The sequence below is a fragment of the Xanthomarina gelatinilytica genome (genome assembly GCF_000348685.1).
GTDB classification, from domain to species: domain Bacteria; phylum Bacteroidota; class Bacteroidia; order Flavobacteriales; family Flavobacteriaceae; genus Xanthomarina; species Xanthomarina gelatinilytica.
The window spans coordinates 273973-291188 of record NZ_ANLA01000004.1 but is presented as its reverse complement, the minus strand read 5'-3'; the positions used below and the strand labels follow the sequence as shown (position 1 = coordinate 291188).

General features: G+C 35.8%; 13 protein-coding genes and 1 tRNA gene. 10 read left to right on the top strand and 4 right to left on the bottom strand.

Features of this window, described 5'->3' with window-relative positions; translation table 11 throughout:
- Nucleotides 1–64 precede the first annotated feature (64 nt).
- Nucleotides 65–1174, bottom strand: a complete 1110-nt coding sequence (locus D778_RS01930; protein ID WP_007647205.1) for a PD40 domain-containing protein — start codon at nt 1172–1174, stop codon at nt 65–67.
- Nucleotides 1175–1235: 61 nt separating this feature from the next.
- Here D778_RS01930 and D778_RS01925 point away from each other — a divergent pair, with 61 nt between their 5' ends.
- Together D778_RS01925 and dusB are read left to right on the top strand one after the other, a co-directional pair.
- A complete protein-coding gene (locus D778_RS01925; RefSeq protein ID WP_007647203.1) occupies nt 1236–2459 on the top strand; it encodes a M28 family peptidase in 1224 nt (407 codons plus the stop codon).
- Between the two features lie 41 nt (nt 2460–2500).
- Nucleotides 2501–3493 carry a tRNA dihydrouridine synthase DusB gene (gene dusB / locus D778_RS01920; RefSeq protein ID WP_007647202.1) on the top strand — a complete coding sequence of 331 codons (993 nt, stop codon included), beginning with the start codon at nt 2501–2503 and terminating at the stop codon, nt 3491–3493.
- A gap of 30 nt (nt 3494–3523) precedes the next feature.
- Here the strand turns inward: dusB and D778_RS01915 are convergent, their stop codons facing one another.
- Both D778_RS01915 and rbfA read right to left on the bottom strand, forming a co-directional pair.
- Entirely contained in the window at nt 3524–4729 is a 1206-nt protein-coding gene (locus tag D778_RS01915; protein WP_007647201.1) for an ABC transporter permease, read from the bottom strand.
- 68 nt (nt 4730–4797) lie between these two features.
- Nucleotides 4798–5193 carry a 30S ribosome-binding factor RbfA gene (gene rbfA, locus D778_RS01910; RefSeq protein WP_007647199.1) on the bottom strand — a complete coding sequence of 132 codons (396 nt, stop codon included), beginning with the start codon at nt 5191–5193 and terminating at the stop codon, nt 4798–4800.
- 174 nt (nt 5194–5367) lie between these two features.
- Here rbfA and mce point away from each other — a divergent pair, with 174 nt between their 5' ends.
- The 7 genes from mce to D778_RS01875 all read left to right on the top strand — a co-directional run bounded on the left by mce (nt 5368) and on the right by D778_RS01875 (nt 15487).
- A complete protein-coding gene (mce, locus tag D778_RS01905) occupies nt 5368–5772 on the top strand; it encodes a methylmalonyl-CoA epimerase (RefSeq protein ID WP_007647197.1) in 405 nt (134 codons plus the stop codon).
- An 85-nt stretch (nt 5773–5857) separates the two neighbouring features.
- Nucleotides 5858–5931 (top strand) — tRNA-Ile (locus D778_RS01900).
- A 118-nt stretch (nt 5932–6049) separates the two neighbouring features.
- Entirely contained in the window at nt 6050–6385 is a 336-nt protein-coding gene (locus D778_RS01895; protein ID WP_007647194.1) for a 7(1) septoil knot domain-containing protein, read from the top strand.
- A 78-nt stretch (nt 6386–6463) separates the two neighbouring features.
- Complete coding sequence (locus D778_RS01890) at nt 6464–7225, top strand: patatin-like phospholipase family protein (RefSeq protein ID WP_007647192.1); 762 nt, start codon at nt 6464–6466, stop codon at nt 7223–7225.
- Between the two features lie 434 nt (nt 7226–7659).
- Nucleotides 7660–12684, top strand: a complete 5025-nt coding sequence (locus tag D778_RS01885; protein WP_007647188.1) for a translocation/assembly module TamB domain-containing protein — start codon at nt 7660–7662, stop codon at nt 12682–12684.
- A gap of 15 nt (nt 12685–12699) precedes the next feature.
- Entirely contained in the window at nt 12700–14976 is a 2277-nt protein-coding gene (gene tamL, locus D778_RS01880; RefSeq protein ID WP_007647185.1) for a translocation and assembly module lipoprotein TamL, read from the top strand.
- A 322-nt stretch (nt 14977–15298) separates the two neighbouring features.
- Nucleotides 15299–15487, top strand: a complete 189-nt coding sequence (locus D778_RS01875) for a PID-CTERM protein-sorting domain-containing protein (protein ID WP_007647184.1) — start codon at nt 15299–15301, stop codon at nt 15485–15487.
- Here the strand turns inward: D778_RS01875 and D778_RS01870 are convergent.
- The gene (locus tag D778_RS01870) at nt 15484–16071 is read right to left on the bottom strand and encodes a riboflavin synthase (protein ID WP_007647183.1); all 588 of its coding nucleotides are present in this window, start codon (nt 16069–16071) and stop codon (nt 15484–15486) included. The genes D778_RS01875 and D778_RS01870 overlap by 4 nt on opposite strands.
- 63 nt (nt 16072–16134) lie before the next feature.
- Between D778_RS01870 and pdxA the strand changes: the two genes are divergently transcribed.
- A complete protein-coding gene (gene pdxA, locus D778_RS01865) occupies nt 16135–17181 on the top strand; it encodes a 4-hydroxythreonine-4-phosphate dehydrogenase PdxA (protein WP_007647179.1) in 1047 nt (348 codons plus the stop codon).
- Nucleotides 17182–17216 lie beyond the last annotated feature (35 nt).

The following is a 17216-nucleotide window of genomic DNA, read 5'->3' as shown; positions in this document are numbered from 1 at the left end:
CCTTTCAGTCTTGCCATTTTGCAATAGTGATATCAGTAGTTGGATATTTCAGCCTGTCAATAATTTAGTCTTGCCATTCTGCAATAAACAAATTCGTGTCGTGACCACCACCATTATTTCTATTGGAAGAGAAAATAAGTTTTTTACCATCGTTGGAAAACACAGGAAAAGCATCAAAAGTATCGCTGTGGGTAATGCGTTTTAAGTTTTTACCATCAATATCTATCATATACAAATTAAAAGGGAAACCACGTTCAGACTCAAAATTTGAGGAGAATAGTATTTTTTCTCCAGATGGATGAAAAAATGGACTCCAATTGGCGTTTCCTAAATCGGTTAATTGACGTAATTCACTCCCATCAGCATTACAGATATAGAGTTCCATTTCGGTTGGTTGTACCAAGCCTTCGGCTAACAGATCTTTATATTCCTTAATGGCTTCTTCGGTTTTTGGTCTGGAAGAACGAAAAATGATTTTGGTGCCATCTGGCGAAAAGAAAGCGCCACCATCATAGCCTAGTTCAAAAGTAATCTGTGTCACATCGCTCCCGTCAATGTTCATGGTGTAAAGTTCCAAGTCGCCACTTCTATCGGAAGTGAACACAATTTTATCACCTTTGGGAGACACAGTTGGCTCTGCATCATAACCAGGTTCATTGGTTAGTTGGTTTACAATATTACCTTCTAGATCGGCCACAAAAATGTCGTATGTATCATAAATTGGCCAAATGTATTTACCGTTTTTTCGTAAAGGTGTTTCAGGACAATCTTCGCCACCTAAATGTGTGGATGCATAAATGATATGTTTGTTATCTGGCAAGAAATACGCACATGTGGTCCTTCCTTTTCCAGTGCTTATCATTGGAGGCATCTTGTCCTTAAAGGTTTCATCGGCATTCATTAAAAACATTTGGTCACAGTTTACATTCCAGTCTTTATTGTTGGATTGAAACACTAACTGTTTGTCATCAAAGCTCCAATAAGCCTCTGCATTGTCGCCACCAAAAGTGATTTGCTTTAAAGATTTAAAATGAACTTCATCTGCATAAATTAAGGTGTCTACCCATTTAGTGGCGCCAGTTTTGGCATCTTCAGTTTGTGTTTTTTTATTTTTACAGGATACAATGCTTGTTACCAATAACAAGCCAAAAAAAAGTCTTAAAAATAGAGACATAGATTAAAGTTTAAATAAGTGGCAATTATTCCATAATTTTGCCAAAAATAACATTAATAATATGAAGAAAATATCGTTACTGGTTCTTTTTATATCGCTTTTGGGTTGTAAACAGGAATATAGCTATAAAAACAAAATAAAAGAAGATGTTGCTTTTCTGGCAGATGATAAATTAGAAGGTCGAGAAACTGGCACTAAAGGAGAACAAGCTGCTGCAGCATATATTGTAGAGCGATTTAAAGAATTGGGACTACAGCCAAAAGGAACCGAAGGATTTTATCAAACTTTTACATTTAAACCTAAAAAAGGTCCTCATGGAGAAGTAGACTATACCAATGCAGGTGAAGACTCCACCATTACAGGAACCAATGTTTTGGCATATATAGACAATCAAGCAGAAAACACCATTATTATAGGAGCTCATTACGATCACTTAGGGTATGGCAGCGAAGGCTCTTTGCATAGAGGCGATAAAGAAATCCATAATGGAGCAGACGATAATGCCAGTGGTGTTGCCGTTATGTTGGATTTGGCTGGTAAGTTAAAAACAGCAAACAGCTCCAACAATTATTTGTTTATGGCTTTCTCTGGAGAAGAAATGGGCCTATTGGGCTCTAATTATTTTACTAAAAATGCAACCTTGGATTTAAGCAAAGCCAATTACATGATAAACATGGACATGGTAGGACGTTTAAAACAAGACAGCACCTTAGCTGTTTATGGTGTTGGAACCTCTCCTCGTTGGAAACAAACCCTTTCAGCAACCAATCCTGGGTTTAAAATTGTTGAAAACGAATCTGGTGTTGGACCAAGTGACCACACTTCTTTTTACTTACAGGATATTCCAGTGCTGCACTTTTTTACAGGACAACATGACGATTATCACAAGCCTGGAGATGATACCGAAAAGTTGAATTACGAAGGTATGGATGCCATTTCCAACTATATTTTTGATGTTATAACCGAATTGGATAAAAGTGGCAAATTGGCCTTTAGAAAAACCAAAAATGAAAGTGAAGAAACACCTCGTTTTAAAGTTGGTTTAGGTGTGGTTCCTGATTATTTGTTTGATGGGGAAGGCATGCGAGTAGATGGAATAAGCGAAGACAAACCTGCACAAAAAGCAGGTTTGCAAAAAGGAGATATTGTAATAAAACTTGGTGATAGCGCTATTGTGGATATGATGAGCTATATGAGGGCTTTATCGGTTTTTCAAGCTGGCGATTCCACACAAGTGGTAGTAAAAAGAGATGGTAAAACAGTTGAAGCAAGCATTCAATTTTAGTATATTTTTCCAAAAATCAAACTAATTAATACATAAAAAAGGTGGTAAAAATAGGTCATATAGAACTTCCAGATTTTCCTTTGCTTTTAGCTCCCATGGAGGATGTAAGCGATCCACCTTTTCGTGCTTTGTGCAAGGAACAAGGTGCAGATGTGGTTTACACCGAATTTATTTCCAGTGAAGGTTTGATTCGGGATGCTGCTAAAAGTGTCATGAAACTGGATATTTATGAAAAAGAACGTCCAGTAGGCATTCAAATTTTTGGAGCCAATTTAGAAAGCATGCTTCAAACCATAGATATTGTTGAAAAATCAAACCCAGATATCATAGACATTAATTTTGGGTGTCCTGTAAAAAAAGTTGTAAGTAAAGGTGCTGGAGCAGGTATTTTAAAAGATGTCTGTTTAATGGAGCAACTTACTGCCGAAATGGTGAAACGTACCAACATTCCCATAACCGTTAAAACCCGTTTGGGTTGGGACCACGATTCCATTAAAATTGTTGAGGTTGCCGAAAGATTACAAGATGTTGGTTGTAAAGCCATAGCCATTCATGGAAGAACCCGAGCCCAAATGTATAAAGGGCATGCAGATTGGAAGCCCATAGCAGAAGTGAAAAACAATCCAAGAATGCATATTCCCGTGTTTGGAAATGGCGATGTGGATTCTCCAGAACGTGCCATGGAAATGCGAGATGTGTATGGCCTGGATGGCTGTATGATTGGTCGTGCCACCATTGGAAACCCTTGGTTTTTTAAGCAGGTAAAGCATTTTTTTAAAACAGGGGAACATTTAGAACCTGTAAGCCTGGAAGAACGTGTAGAAGCTGCCAGAAGACATTTACAAATGGCCATAGACTGGAAAGGGGAGAAACTTGGTGTGTTTGAAACCAGAAGACATTATACCAATTATTTTAAAGGTATTCCAAATTTTAAGGAATATAGAATGAAAATGGTTACCAGTGACGAATCGAAAGATGTGTTTGCTGCTTTTGATGAAGTTTTGGATGCTTTTTCCGATTATCAGTTTGTGTAGCAAACAAACTCCAAATTCCACAAAAGAAAATTAGATAGACACCAGTTTTTTTGAAATCCTTACCGAAGCTATTTTTGAAGCAATGATGCCCAAAACGGAAATGGTTATAAAAACTATTAAGAGGTTTTCGGCTTTTAAAGTTACAGGATAGGGTAACCTTTGCGTGATCATTATCAACGAAAAGGTTTTTTGCAACCAAACAATAATGCAACCTATTAACAAACCTATCAAACCACCAAAAATGGTCATTAAACTTCCTTGAAGAAAAAAAATATTTCTAATGTTTGGAATGGTTGCTCCTAAATTAAAAAGCGTTTTTAAGCTGCTTTTTTTATCCAGAATCATCATAATCATGGAACCAATCACATTAAACAACGCAATTATCAAGACCAAGGTAAAAATTAAATACACAGCTAAATTTTCGGTATTCAACATTTTGTAAAGCGCATCATTTAATTGGGCACTGTTTTTTAGAATGATCTTATCTCCCAAAACTGAAGTAATTTCTGTCCTGGCTTGGTCTTCTGTAGCCTCTTCTTTCAATTTAAACTCTAAAGAGGTCACTTCATTTTCATCAAAACCTAAAAGCGCTCTAGCCATGTCTATGGGAGCATAAATATACTTGTCGTTTAAGTTTTCATTAACATCAAAAACACCAACATTTACAGCATTAAAGGTATTAAAGGCCTGTTTTGCAGAAGTTATTTGCCCTTTTCCTGGTTTTGGGACATATAAATTGATGCGTTTGCCATAATCCAAAACCCCAAAGGACAAGGTATTGGCAATTCCCCAACCAGACACGATCTGGTTTGTTTTTTGGGTGAGCCAACTACCAAGTACTACCACGGAATCTATGGCGTTTACCTTTTCAAAATGTTGGTCAACACCTTTTATATAAGCACTTGTGTAACTTTTTTCCTCGAAGGTTACAAACACACGTTCCTCAATAATTTTTGAAAAGGATGCAATACTTTCCAAGTTATTCAACTTAGAAAACTCATCTTCAGAAATTACAAAAGATTTCCCAGTAGAAGCTTCAGCTTTCAAATCTGGATCGATGATTGAAGTAAACTGCAGGGTAAAATCCTTTAAACCTGCAAAACCGGAAAGCACAATAAAAAGAGAGGCTGAGCCAAGAACAACGCCAATGGCAGCAATAATGGTAATAAAATTAATAGCATTGTTAGAGCTTTTGGAGAGCAAATAACGTTTGGCTATGTAGAGTGAGAAGTTCATAAATTACAACAGCTAAAACAGATTTAACTGACAAAAGACTTTTATTGTGAAGGTTTTATTAAAACCGATTAAGATTTTTTACGTTTATCCAATAAATCTGGTTTTTTTAAAGGGTTCTCTTCACCTTTTAGAGACTTGTCTATCTTGTCTATATACTCCAACGAGTCATCAAGATAAAACTGAAGTTCAGGCATGCGTCTCAATTGGTTCTTGGTACGTTGTGCCAATTCATGCTTAATTAAAGGCGCATTGGATTTAATGCCTTGAATCAATTCTTTGCCTTTATCGTTAGGAAAGATGCTTAAATAGACCTTAGCAACCGATAGATCGACAGTTACCTTTACTTTAGTTACCGAAATAAGTATGCCTTGCAAGCCACCTTGTGTTGCTGCTTTTTGAAGCACATCAACCAAGTCACGCTGTAACACAGATCCTATTTTTTTTTGTCTTTGACTTTCTTCCACAATACTAGTTTTTTTAATGCCTTAAGCAATTTACACCCTTGGACATTGGTTTTCAAAAAAATCCATTAGGGATTTCTACCTTGCAAAAATAGGGATAATTAAAGATTATTGTATTTTTGAAGATACTAAATTAGTTTTAATAAATATAGATTTCCGTTTTCGGGAAACATTCATATGAATAAAATTGAACACATAGGTATTGCTGTTAAAGACTTAGACGCATCCAATCGTTTGTTTTCCAAATTATTAGGCAAACCACATTATAAAATAGAAGAAGTGGCCAGTGAAGGTGTCAATACTTCTTTTTTTCAAGTAGGGGAGAATAAAATAGAATTGCTTGAAGCCACTAAACCAGATAGTCCCATTGCCAAATTCATAGAGAAGAAAGGGGAGGGCATACATCATATAGCTTTTGATGTTACAGACATTCATGCTGAAATAGCCAGGTTGAAAGACGAAGGTTTTATTGTTTTAAATGAGATACCTAAAAAAGGAGCAGATAACAAACTGGTAGCATTTTTACATCCTAAATCAACAAATGGTGTATTAATAGAGTTGTGCCAAGAAATAAAGGAATAAAAAATCTTGCAGTCTTTGAAAATATGTAGTAATATTGCACACTCTTTCTGAAAAGAGACAAGTCGCGTTAGCTAAATGCTAAAAAGGTCCTATAACTCAGCTGGTTAGAGTATCTGACTCATAATCAGAAAGTCCCTGGTTCGAGCCCAGGTGGGACCACAGAAATGAAAAGAAACCTTTCGGGAAATCGAAAGGTTTTTTTATGGGCTCCAATTTTAACTAATGCACTTAAAACCAAAGCTTTTTGTATATTTAAGCAACACTTAAACCCTTTTTTATGAAACTACTTATCTCTTTGTTTTTTGTGCTTAGCTTTGGATTTACTTGTTTTTCACAAAAGGTTTATTCCGTTCAATATGCCAATCAAGCCGATGTTAAGGTGTTTGTTGTGGATTATGAGAATCAGGCCGATTTAAAGGTGTTCAAAGTAAAATATGCCAATCAAGCTGGAAAAAATAATGGAAAATGGTTTTTCACAGAGTATGAAAATCAAGCAAAAAAAAGCATCTATTATGTAGATTATGAAAACCAAGCCGATTTAAAAATATATTTTGTTGATTATGAAAATCAAGCAGGTTGGCTTAACAAATCAAAACAGCATTTGATGTATTGATTCAATGTTTTCATAGGCTTCATGTTAAACAAAAATTTTACGTATTTTAGTTTGATGGTTATTTAAAATTAGCAATCAATGCAAAAGTCAATTAAACTGGGACTTGTTTTATCTGGTGGAGGTTATCGAGGGGTTGCTCATATAGGTGTTTTAAAAGCCATGGAAGAACTGGGGATAAAACCAGATTTTATATCTGGTACAAGTGCAGGAGCTATCGTGGGTTCCTTGTATGCTGCAGGATGTACATACAATGAGATTTTTGATGTGTTTATAAAAACCGAATTGTTTTCCTATCAAAATTACACATTTAAAAAACCTGGTTTAATTGATGGCTCTAAAATTGAAAAGCTTTTAAAAACACATTTAAAGGAAGATAGTTTTGAAAGCTTAAAAATCCCCATGTTTATAGCCACTACCGATTTAATAGACGGCAAAACCCATTTTTTTAATAAAGGACCTCTTATAAAACCCATTATTGCCTCCTCTTCTGTTCCTGGTGTTTTTTCACCTATAGTTTTTAACGATTTATTATTATGCGATGGAGGAGTTACAAATAACTTTCCTATAGAGCCCTTACAGATTTGTTGCGATAAAATTATTGGTGTGTTTTTAAATTCGCTTTTGGAAACTTCCAAAAAACAATTAAAAACCACAAGATCTGTACTGGAACGCGCCTATAAGATTACACGTGTAAACGCTTCCGAAGATAAATTTAAGTTTTGTGATGTATTTATTGCTCCCAAAGAATTGGGGAAATATGAAATTTTTTCAAAATCGCATGCCAAAGAAGCTTTTGAAATGGGTTATCAGGAAGCAAAATTTCAATTAAGTGAACTATAATTGACACTCATTCCCTAGCCTTTTTCATAATAGCTTTTAACCGTTCTTTACGCAAAACTTTTTCAGCTTTTTCCTTCTTTATTTTTCTGATCAAAAGCTTGCTATGCTTCGCTTTGTTTTTCGTGTTTTTTGTCCCTTGGGTTTTGGCATGATATCCTTATATTTTATTTCTAAGCTATTGTACCTTATAAAAATGGCCCGTTTTTATCAATACGGGTTAAAATAGTGTAAAAATTTAGAAATTTGGTTACATTTCAATATCGTATTTCTGCTTTAAAGCTATTAATAAATAGAATAAAGCACCAATGCGCATTATTAAAATAATAAATTTGTAATTCAGATAAATTTGTTTGGAAAAAGAAGCACATAAAGACATACCAAAGCCAACCAAAAAGAAAAGGTTTAGATTCTTAAAAATAATCGGACGGATTGTTTTGGGCATTCTTGCGCTCTTATTTTTGCTTATTTTATTTATTAGAAGCCCTTGGGGACAAGACATAATTGTAACTAAAGCTGTATCCTTTCTGTCCAATAAAACACATACCAAAGTTGAAGTTGAAAAACTCTTTATCACTTTTGATGGCGACATACAACTGGATGGGCTTTATTTGGAAGACACCAAGGGAGACACTTTAATCTATTCAAAATCCTTGGAAGCCAATATGCCTTTGTGGTCCCTAATACAAGGTAATGGCATAGGCGTAGATGCCTTGGACTGGAAAGGGGTTCGAGCCAATATTGTTAGAACAGATACCGTTCAAGGGTTTAATTTTCAATTTTTAATCGATGCTTTTGCCTCGCAGGACACAACAACTGTTGCAACAGACACCACCTCTTCTTCAATAAACCTGATTTTGGGACATTTATATTTTGAAGATTTCGATGTGGTTTATAACGATGCGGTTACAGGTATTGAAAGTCGTTTTAAAGTTGGGGAACTGATTGTAGATATGGATGAAACCGATTTGGAATCCATGATTTTTAAGGCTTCGGAACTGGAATTGACTCACAGCGATATCACCTTTATTCAAACAGCTGTTCCAAAGACTGAAGATTCTGAGTCTAGTACCTTACCAACTTTAACAGTAGATGAATTAACACTTACCAAGGTGTTTGCCAATTACCAAAACCAAACAGATAACATAGCGGCAATCTTGGACATTGAAGAACTATACACTGAAATTCCCAAAGTCGATCTGCTAAATCAGCAGTTTGAAATTACTGAATTCAGCCTTAAAGACTCTTCCATTACCCTAAAAACTGAAACCGAAAAAAATGCTGTAACTGAAAAAGTAGAGGAGGTGTCAGAAGATATTGAGCAAGATATCTTGAAGTTTGAATGGCCAGATTTGCAATTGGACCTTGCCGAAATAGAACTGGAAAACAACAACTTCAGCTATTTGGTAAATAACGAAACAGGTAAAAAAGGAGTGTTTAATTCAAATGCCATTGTGTTAACAAACATAAACTTACAAGCCGAAGACATAAAGCTTAAAGACAAGATTGCCCATTTGCAGTTGGATGATGCGTCTTTTAAGGAGGTTTCTGGAATTCATTTAAAGAATTTGCAATTGTCTCTGGACGCTACAGATAAGCAGCTTAATATTTCAAATTTAAAAACCCAATTAAACAATAATGCCTTAAAAGGTCAGCTGCAATTGGACTATCCTTCCTTGGCACAGTTTATTAGCATGCCTGAACAATCTAGAGTGGCATTAAACCTGTCTTCATTTGTGGTTTCCCTTAAAGATTTGTTTTTAATCCAACCAAATTTAAAAGAGAACGACTATTTAAACACTTTAAGCGAAAAACGCATTCGTGGAACCCTAAAAGCCCATGGTTATTTGGCAGATATCAACCTATCAAACATGTTGGTCAATTGGAATGATACAAGAGTTACAGCAAAGGGGCAGATTCAAAACATGACACAACCAGACTCATTATCCTTTCAAATCCCTGAATTTTCAGTTAGTACCAAACGTTCAGACATCCTTCAGTTTGTAAAAGAAGACGATCTTGGCGTAAGCCTTCCAGAAAACGTGGAGTTGGCAGGCACAGCTACAGGAAACTTAAACCTTATGGAAGCCAATACTACTTTAACCACTTCACAAGGGATTGCAAAAATAGAAGGGCAATTTAAAAACGATGGATCCCTAGCCTTTGACGCCAATTTAACCATAGAGGAATATAAGTTAAACGAGTTGCTTAATAACGAAACTTTAGGCGCCTTGAGCCTTCGGTTAAAGGCTCAAGGAAAAGGAGATAACATCAATAGCCTGGATGCGACCCTTGAAGCAACAGTGTCCAGTTTTAAGTACAATACGTACCAAGTAAACAATTTAAAACTGGTTGGTGATATTACAAATGGTACTGGAAACATCACTTCCAATTATAAAGATAAAAACTTGAATGCGAATTTATTTGCCACTGTGGTTTTGGATTCCATTGCTCCAGAAATTACTGCAGAAATAAATATTATAGGAGCAGATTTGCAAGCCCTTGGCCTTATGGATCGCAACATTAAAACAGGCATGAACATCTATGCCGATTTTAAAGGCAACGGAAATAGTTTTGACCTGGCAACCATTGTGGACAAAGGTGTTGTGGTGTACGACAATAAAAGTTATTTGATTGGAGATTTCAATGCTCTGGCACATGTTAGAAAAGATACCACATCAGTCTCCTTAAACAATAAAATGGTACAACTGCAGCTGGAATCCAATGCAGATCCACAAACCTGGCTGTCGTCTATAAAACAACATGTGTTGAGTTATTTTTATCGTGACGAAAAAGTTTCAGATAGCATTTCCAATCCTATTAATTTAAAATTAAGGGGAAAAATCAGTCAAGCACCAATTTTAAACGATGTGTTTTTGGTAAATGTTAAAGACCTTGACACCATTGATATTTCAGTGGATTTTGAAGAAGCAGAACGTAAACTGAAAGCAAATATTACAGCGCCAAAAATCAATTACAATGGTTACGAGTTGGATAGCTTGGCTTTTTCCATGGATACAGATGTAGATAAATTTAATTTTAATTTAGGCTTTAACAACATCCAGGCTGGACCCTTAAACATTCAAAAAACGGTGATTTCCGGAAACCAAACCAATAATGAATTGACTTTGGACTTTTTAGCATATCACGATACCGAAATTTTGGCCCAGATTTCCAGTAAGATTACTGGAAGTCGCGAGGAATTGCGATACCATGTTGTTCCAGGCAACCTTATTTTAAGCAAATCGGCGTGGACTATTCCAGATTCCAATGAGATTCTTATTTACGATAAAAAACTGGTGTTCAACAATTTTAAAATGACCAAAGGCAATCAAGTCATTGAAATAACCGATGCGTTTCCTGAAACTCCCAAAGACCATGTGGCTATAGATTTTAAGAATTTTAATTTAAGCGGTTTTTTAAGTTATTTAAATCCAGACGATACGTTGGCTTCTGGAAACCTTAATGGCCATTTTATTTTGGAAGAACCTTTTGAGGATACAGGCATTGTGGCAGATTTAGATGTTCAGTCCCTTCGTGTAATGGATGTGGATTTAGGTGTTTTTAAGGTGGATGCCACATCTTTAGGCAACGATAGCTACGATTTTGATGCCAGCTTAAAAGAAGGAGAAGTGGATTTTGATTTTCACGGCGATTATGTGGCAAGTCAATCAGGTGCACGTTTGGATTTGGATTTAGATATCAATCAATTCAATATGAAAGCCCTTACAGGGTTTTCACAAGGGGAAATAACAGAAACAGCAGGTAGTTTCTCAGGGAATTTTAAATTATATGGCACGACCAAAGAACCAAAATACGAAGGCACTTTGAAATTTGAGGATGCCAATTTTAAAATAGCCATGTTCAATTCGGCTTTTACGCTTCAGGACGAAACCTTGAACATTGATAATTCCGGTTTGTCCATGGATCAATTTGTAATACGTGATGCCAATAGCAATACTTTTGAAATGTCTGGAAAAATAGGGACAAAATCGTTTATTAATCCCACTTTCAATTTGGAAGTAAGCGCCAACGACTTCCAAGTTATCAATGCCACAAAAGACGACAACGATTTTCTCTATGGACAAGCTAGTTTTGATGGAACGGCTACCATAACTGGCGATCTGCAAATACCTAAAGTAAACATGGACATGACAGTAAGTTCCGATACAGATATTACCTATGTCTTGCCATCGGCTACGGTCAATGTAGAAGAGCGTGATGGTGTGGTGATTTTTGTGAATAGGGAACATCCAGATGCTATTTTAACCAGGACCCAAGAAAAAACGGCAACCATTAAAGGGTTTGATATTTCAGCCCTCTTAAAAATTGGAAAAAAAGCCACTGTAACCATTATCATTGATGAAGAAACTGGCGATAATTTTAAGGTCTCGGGCGAAGGCGATTTTAACATGACCATGAATCCCAATGGGAATTTAAAACTCTCTGGGGTTTATGAGGTTTTGGATGGTCATTATGAATTAAATTTATACAAATTGGTTAACCGAAAGTTTAAATTGGTGCCAGGCAGCCTTGTTACTTGGTCTGGAGATCCTTTTGATGCGAAACTGGATGTCAAGGCACTTTATGAAGTAGAAGCCTCAGCCTCTTCCTTAATGGCTCCTGTATATTCTGGAGACGATCCTGCCGTTAAGGGGAAATTCCGTCAAGTACTGCCCTTTTATGTCTATCTAAACATTGATGGCCAACTTATGGAACCTGAAATTGCGTTTAATTTAGATATGCCAGAAGAGGAACAAGGTGCTGTTGGAGGTCAAGTGTACGGAAGGATTCAGCAGTTAAACAATCAAGAAGACGAATTGAACAAACAGGTCTTTTCCCTTTTGGTTTTAAATAGGTTCTACCCAGATCCTGGCAGTGATGGCAGTGCAGGAGGAGTAGCATCCATAGCAAGGGACAATTTAAACGATGCCGTGGCAGATCAATTAAATGTGTTTACAGATAAATTATTGGGAAATTCAGGATTTGAACTCGATTTTGGTATCAATAGTTATACAGATTATCAAGGGACTTCACCACAACAACGAACCCAATTGGATATTGCTGCCCAACAAAAATTGTTTGATGATAGGTTGATTGTAAGGGTTGGAAGTGAAGTGGATATTGAAGGAAGTAGTTCCACGGGAGAAGAAACACCCATAATTGGTAATGTCAGTATAGAATATTTATTGACTGAAAGTGGCAGATATAGATTAAAAGGCTTTAGCAGAAATGAATTTGAAAATGTTATTGATGGCCAAACCGTTGTAAGTGGCATTGCGCTTATTTTTACCCAAGAGTTTAACAAATACAGCGAACTTTGGGATGCCTTGTTTAAAGCACAAACAGAACAAGAGAAAAAATTAAAGGCCGAAAAAGAGGCAGCCAATAAGGCAGCAGAGAAAAAAAGAAAAGAAAAAGAAGCAGCCACAAACAAAAGTATGGAGCAAAAAAAGAACTAATATAAAGTAGAACAATTGAAATTTAATTTAACATACAAACTTATTTACCTGTTCTTGATTGGAAGTTTTTATTCTTGCAGTATTACCAAACACATTCCAGAAGAAGAACGTTTATATACTGGAGCTACCCTAACCATAGAATCAGATTCTGTAATTGACAATAAACCTGCTTTAAAAGCAGAATTGGAAAGTGTTTTGCGTCCAGAACCCAACTCCAAATTTTTAGGTATGTACTTGGGCTTGTATTATCACTATAAAAACCAAAAAGAACATCCAGGATTCATCAACCGTTGGCTCTATAAGCAATTTGGTGAAGCGCCAGTCTATCAGTCCGATGTGGAAACCTATGACGTGGAAGATTTGCTGTTAAACCGACTGGAAAACAGAGGGTTTTTCTATAGTCGGGCTAGCTCTGCCTTTCAAGAAGAAGAAAAAAAAGCGTCTGTGGATTATACAGTTAAGGTTACAAAACCTTACCGAATGGAAAGTTATCAATTGGATACCTTGCCAAATCCCATTAAAAAAGACATTCAAGACCTGGTAAAGGAATCGCCTTTTAAAGAGGGTATGCGATTCGATTTAAGCAGTATGAAATTAGAGAGAAAAAGAATAGACCAAGCGCTTAAAAAGAAAGGCTATTACAATTTTAACAATAATTTTTTAATTTTTGAAGCAGACACCAACAGATACGACAACAAAAAATTCGATTTATATTTAAAACTTAAAAACGAGGTTCCAGAAAAAAGCCTCATTCCTTATAGGTTATCTAAAATAAATATCTACCCAAATTACGAGGTGTCCGACTCTGTTCAAACGGCTACAACACGTTATAACGAAAAAAATTATATTCAAAAGGAAACTTTTTTCAAACCCAAATATTTAGACCCTTTTATTGTTTTAAATGAAGGGCAACTTTACAATCCGGAAGACTCCAGAAATACGGCAAGACGTCTGTCAACCATTGGTGCCTACAAATATGTCAATATTCAGTACAAGGAACTGGATACCATAGCAACAGACAGTATGGGCAGTTTGGAAGCCAATATTTATTTGTCGCCATTAAATAAACGAGCCCTAAGGGCAGAGCTACAAGTGGTCACAAAATCCAATAACTTTGCAGGTCCAGCTTTTGCTTTAACCTTAAGTAACAGAAATTTATTTGGAGGAGGCGAAACCTTTAATGTTAGCCCTAAAATAGGCTATGAAACACAAATAGGAGGTGAGAAGAATTCTGGAAACACCAGTTTGGAATTGGGACTGGAAAACGAACTTATTTTTCCTCGGGTTCTGTTTCCCATTAAAATAGACAATAACTTTTTTAAATACTCCATACCAAAAACCAAGATCTCTTTAAGTATTGATTATTTGGACCGAACCGATTTGTACACTTTGCTTTCCGGAACAGCGTTGTTTGGTTATTTATGGGATGCCAACCGTTTTGTAACCCATGAAATAAACCCTATTTCCGTTAATTACACCCAGCTTTACGATACCACTCCAGAATTTGAAGAGATTTTGGATAACGATCCGTTTTTAAGACGAAGTTTTGAGCAGGAGTTTATTGCAGGACTTACTTATTCCTTTTCCTACAATGAAATGGTTGATACCCAAAAAACGCATCAATTTTATGTCAACTTCACTTTTGACATAGCAGGAAATTCCATAAGCTTATTTGGCAAGGATCAAGGAGAAGGCAATCCAAAAACATTTTTAGGTTTGGCTTATGCGCAATATGCCAAAGCAGATCTCGATTTGCATTATCACTTTAATTTTAAAAAAGAGCAAGTTATTGCTGCCAGGCTTTTTGGTGGTTATGGTTTGGCTTATGGGAACTCTGATGTGGTTCCTTTTGTAAAACAATACTATTCTGGAGGGCCTTACAGTGTTAGGGCTTTTAACATTAGGTCTTTGGGACCTGGAACCTATAACCCAGATACAGACGGAACCAATAGTGATTATTTTGACAAAACAGGAAATATAAGACTAGAGGCCAATTTGGAATATAGGTTCCCAATAGTTTCCTTCTTAAAAGGTGCTGTTTTTGCCGATGCAGGTAACATCTGGAATTCCAAAGAAAACCCAACTTATAACGGAAAAGATAAATTTAGCAGTGATTTTTTAAGCGAATTGGGAATGGGAGCAGGAGTAGGACTTCGGGTAGATATCCAAAGTTTTGTTATCCGTTTTGATTTGGCCGCCCCTTTTCACAATCCAGCACTACCCAAAGGAGAGCGTTTTCATTTTGATGTTTCCAAGCCTATCCTGAATTTTGCCATTGGATATCCGTTTTAATTCTTTATTTTTATGACTTAGGTTCAGCAAGATTAATTTATTGATAATAAAATATACATCTGGCTTAAACGTTTGTATTAAAGGAACAAGGTTCATAACAGATTTCCCCTTTGTGTTTATTAAGTTACCTTACATCCTGTAATTAATGGATATAAACGAAAATAAATGATTATTTAAGTCAAAAAAACATATATTTGGGAAATAAAACAGTCAATAGCGAATTTACAAAACCATGCGCTTTGTCGAAGATATTTGCACTTCATAGACATTTTTTGCGTTTTTTATTTTGTTAGGTCGCTTTTTTTTATACATTTACAAGCAAATGAAGATACAAAACAAAAAAATGGTTGCCTCAATCTTATTTGTATTAATAAGCTTTGTTTGTATTGCTCAAAATACACCACCACCACCACTGCCACCACCACCACCTGGTCTTCCTATAGATGGAGGGGTTTTAGCTGGTTTATGCATTGGGATTGTTATAGGTGTTAAAAAATTATTGAAACGTTAATTTAAGCTCATCAATCGGGTTACATACTTCCCAATCACATCAAATTCCAAATTCACTTCGGTACCTTTAATAAAATTTTTAAAGTTGGTATGCTCAAAAGTGTAGGGTATAATGGCCACGCTAAAAGAATCTTTTTCAGAGTCTACAACCGTTAGGCTTACTCCATTAACCGTTATGGAACCTTTTTCAATGGTTATGTTATTCAGGGACGCATCATATTGAAATGTAAATTTCCAGCTGCCTTCTTCATACGTAATATCTGTACAAATGGCTGTTTGATCCACATGTCCTTGAACAATGTGTCCATCCAATCTATCGCCAAGTTTCATGGCTCGTTCAAGATTTACGTAATCGTTTACTTGTAGTTGTTTAAGGTTGGTTTTACTTAAGGTTTCCTCAATAGCGGTTACTGTGTATTCATTTCCAGAAATATGGACAACCGTTAAACATACACCATTATGGGCAACACTTTGGTCTATTTTCAGTTCATTTGTAAAATTACAGGCAATGGTTATGTGTAAGTTTTGTAGCTCTTTTTTTAAATCTTTTACTACTCCAACACTTTCAATGATTCCAGTAAACATATATGTCGAATATTTGGTTAAATTTGCAAGTGTAAAATTACAAACAAAAGTTATCTTATTTTAATGAAGAACGAAGAAAATATAATTGTAGGCATATCTATAGGAGACTTAAATGGCATAGGAGGCGAAATAGTTTTAAAAACTTTTGAAGACCCTAGAATGCTGGAATTTTGCACACCTGTAATTTTTGCATCTGTCAAGACCATTTCATTTTTAAACAAACATTTTAATTTGGGATTAAATTTTAACGGAGTTAATAATTACAACCAAATAATACATGGAAAACTAAATGTTTACAATGTATGGAACGATAAATTCAATATTGAATTTGGGAAGGAAGACCCAAAAATGGGCGCCTATGCCATTAAATCGCTCCAAGCTGCAACCCAAGCCCTTAAGGGCAACCATGTTGATGTTTTGGTAACGGCACCAATTAATAAACACAACATTCAATCGGATGCATTTAATTTCCCGGGTCACACAGATTATTTGGCGAAAGAACTTGAAGGCAACAGTTTAATGTTTATGGTCTCAGACACCCTAAGGGTAGGCTTGCTTACAGACCACGTACCTGTAAAGGACATTTCCAGCCACATTACCAAACAGTTAATAAAAGACAAACTGGATATTATATACCAATCTCTTGAAAAAGATTTTAAAATAAGAAAACCAAAAGTGGCCGTTTTGGGCATTAATCCCCATACTGGCGATAATGGTGTTATTGGTAAAGAAGACGATGAGGTTTTAAGGCCTACTTTAAGCGAGATCAGGGACAAAGGCATGTTGGTCTTTGGTCCATATGCTGCAGACAGCTTTTTTGGTTCTAAAAATTATAAAAATTTCGATGCCATAATTGCAGCTTATCACGATCAAGGCTTAATCCCTTTTAAAACACTTGCTTTTGGTAAAGGAGTGAATTTTACAGCAGGATTGAGCAAAGTCCGGACATCTCCAGACCATGGAACAGCTTTTGAAATAGCCGGAAAAGGCGAAGCAGACGAAAGTTCTTTTAAAGAAGCCGTTTTTGCAGCTATTCAAATCTTCAAAAACAGGAAGGAATACGAGCATTTAACCAAAAACATTCTCAAAACACGACAAAAAAAGATATAAACAAAAAAATGTTTATAAGTTGTTTTATCTAAAAA

Excerpts from the sequence above, each read along its gene's own strand:
- D778_RS01930 (WP_007647205.1), bottom strand. The coding sequence starts at position 1,174 with ATGTCTCTATTTTTAAGACTTTTTTTTGGCTTGTTATTGGTAACAAGC.
- D778_RS01925 (WP_007647203.1), top strand. The coding sequence starts at position 1,236 with ATGAAGAAAATATCGTTACTGGTTCTTTTTATATCGCTTTTGGGTTGT.
- D778_RS01915 (WP_007647201.1), bottom strand. The coding sequence starts at position 4,729 with ATGAACTTCTCACTCTACATAGCCAAACGTTATTTGCTCTCCAAAAGC.
- mce (WP_007647197.1), top strand. The coding sequence starts at position 5,368 with ATGAATAAAATTGAACACATAGGTATTGCTGTTAAAGACTTAGACGCA.
- D778_RS01895 (WP_007647194.1), top strand. The coding sequence starts at position 6,050 with ATGAAACTACTTATCTCTTTGTTTTTTGTGCTTAGCTTTGGATTTACT.
- D778_RS01890 (WP_007647192.1), top strand. The coding sequence starts at position 6,464 with ATGCAAAAGTCAATTAAACTGGGACTTGTTTTATCTGGTGGAGGTTAT.
- D778_RS01875 (WP_007647184.1), top strand. The coding sequence starts at position 15,299 with ATGAAGATACAAAACAAAAAAATGGTTGCCTCAATCTTATTTGTATTA.
- D778_RS01870 (WP_007647183.1), bottom strand. The coding sequence starts at position 16,071 with ATGTTTACTGGAATCATTGAAAGTGTTGGAGTAGTAAAAGATTTAAAA.
- pdxA (WP_007647179.1), top strand. The coding sequence starts at position 16,135 with ATGAAGAACGAAGAAAATATAATTGTAGGCATATCTATAGGAGACTTA.